General features: G+C 64.3%; 1 protein-coding gene and 1 pseudogene. Both read left to right on the top strand.

The features are described from left to right. The coding region (locus EOA49_RS19205) for an ABC transporter ATP-binding protein (RefSeq protein WP_164749248.1) at positions 1–818 on the top strand (818 nt) is incomplete at its 5' end. Positions 819–1143: 325 nt separating this feature from the next. Next, a pseudogene (locus tag EOA49_RS19200) lies at positions 1144–1805 on the top strand (homoserine dehydrogenase); the annotation flags it as partial.

Genomic DNA, 1805 nt, shown 5'->3' with positions numbered 1-1805 from the left:
CGCCGGACGAGGGCGGCAGCATCGAACTGGAGGGCAAGCAGTTGGCGCCGCGGCTTGCCAGCCGCTCGGAGGACCAGGTCAAGGCGGTGCAGATCGTCTTCCAGAATCCGGATTCGGCGCTCAACCGTTCGCATTCGATCCGGCATATCCTCAGCCGCGCTTTGAAGCGGTTGGGCGGGCTCACCGGCAAGTCGCTGGAAGCGCGCCTCGAAGAGCTCGTCCGCTCGGTGCGGCTCACCGACCGGCATCTCGCCGTCAAGCCGCGGCAGCTTTCGGGCGGTCTGAAGCAGCGCGTGGCGATCGCCCGCGCCTTCGCCGGCGATCCGCGCATCGTCGTCTGCGACGAGCCGACCTCGGCGCTCGACGTGTCGGTGCAGGCGGCGATCCTCAACCTCTTGGCCGACCTGCAGTCGAAGCAGGATGTGAGCTACATTTTCATCTCGCACGACCTCGGCGTGGTGCGCTATCTGTCCGACAAGATCGCGGTGCTCTATCTCGGCCGCATCATGGAGTTCGGACCGTCGGAAGCGGTGTTTTCCGGCCCGCATCACCCTTACACGGAAGCTCTGTTGTCGGCCGTTCCGAAACTCGACCGGACGGAAAGCTCGCGCATCCGCCTCGACGGCGAAATCCCGAGCGCGGCCAACCCACCCACGGGTTGCGTTTTCCACACGAGATGCCCGCGCAAGATCGGCGCGATCTGCGAGACGCAGGAGCCGGAACTAAGCGAGGCCGAGCCCGGGCACACAATCCGCTGCCATATTCCTTTCGCGGAGTTGGCAAGGCTGCAGAAGCCGAAGGCCGTGGAGCCGGCATAGTCGCCGCCAGCAAACCACAACGCCTGCTGGATTCGCTGCGCCGATGGCTGGCGCAAGGGCGGCAAGCGCGCTGACACCGGCGCGGCCCTCCGTCAGCGACGTCCACGGCGTCCGCCGGGCGGCAAACCTCGTTTCTCCGCATAGGGGTTCCCTCGCGCCTCGATCCTGCCGGATCTCCCCCCGCCCCGCATCGTCTCGGAGCCTCGTTTTAGCTCATTCCTAAGACGACCGCCGAAATGGCGGTTGAAATATTTTTCAAACGGTCATAGGAATGTTCAAAGAGTGATCGCGGCGCGGGCGGCGCCAAGGACCGGAGGAAGCGAACATGTCCCATCCGCAATTCGCAGCGGAACTCCTGCAGCGCGCTGAGAAACAAGGACCGATCACCATCGGTCTCGCCGGCGCCGGACAGATGGGAACAGATATCGTCGTTCAGGTCGCACTCATGCCGGGCATGCGCATCGGCGCCATTTCGGAGGTCAGGCCGCAGGCGGCGATCGATGCGGCGCTGCTGGCCGGCCATGATCGTTCCGATATTGTGCAGGCGCCCAATGCCCCGGCCATTGATCGCGCCATCGAGGGCGGCAAGATCGCGGTCACCGAGGACCTGCATGCGCTCGCCGCCGCCGGCCGCATCGACGTGATCATCGACGCAACCGGAAATCCCAATATCGGCACGCTGTTTGCGCTCGAGGTGATGAAGAACGGCAAGCATATCGTCATGCTCAATGTCGAGGCCGACATCACGATCGGCCGATTTCTGAAGGAAGAGGCGCGCAAGGCCGGCGTCGTCTACACAGGTGCGGCCGGCGACGAGCCTGCCTGCACGCTCGAGATCATCGGCTTCGCCAAAAGCCTCGGCTTCAATATCGTTGCCGCCGGCAAGGGCAAGAACAATCCGCTGAAGTTCGACGCCGTGCCGGCCGAGTACGAGAAGGAGGCGGCCGAGCGCAACATGAATGCGCGCATGCTGGTCGAGTTTGTTTT

The sequence above is a fragment of the Mesorhizobium sp. M1A.F.Ca.IN.020.04.1.1 genome (genome assembly GCF_003997315.1).
In the GTDB taxonomy this organism is placed as follows: Bacteria; Pseudomonadota; Alphaproteobacteria; order Rhizobiales; family Rhizobiaceae; genus Mesorhizobium.
The sequence above is the reverse complement of the archived record's forward strand: the minus strand, read 5'-3'. Positions and strand labels throughout refer to the sequence as shown.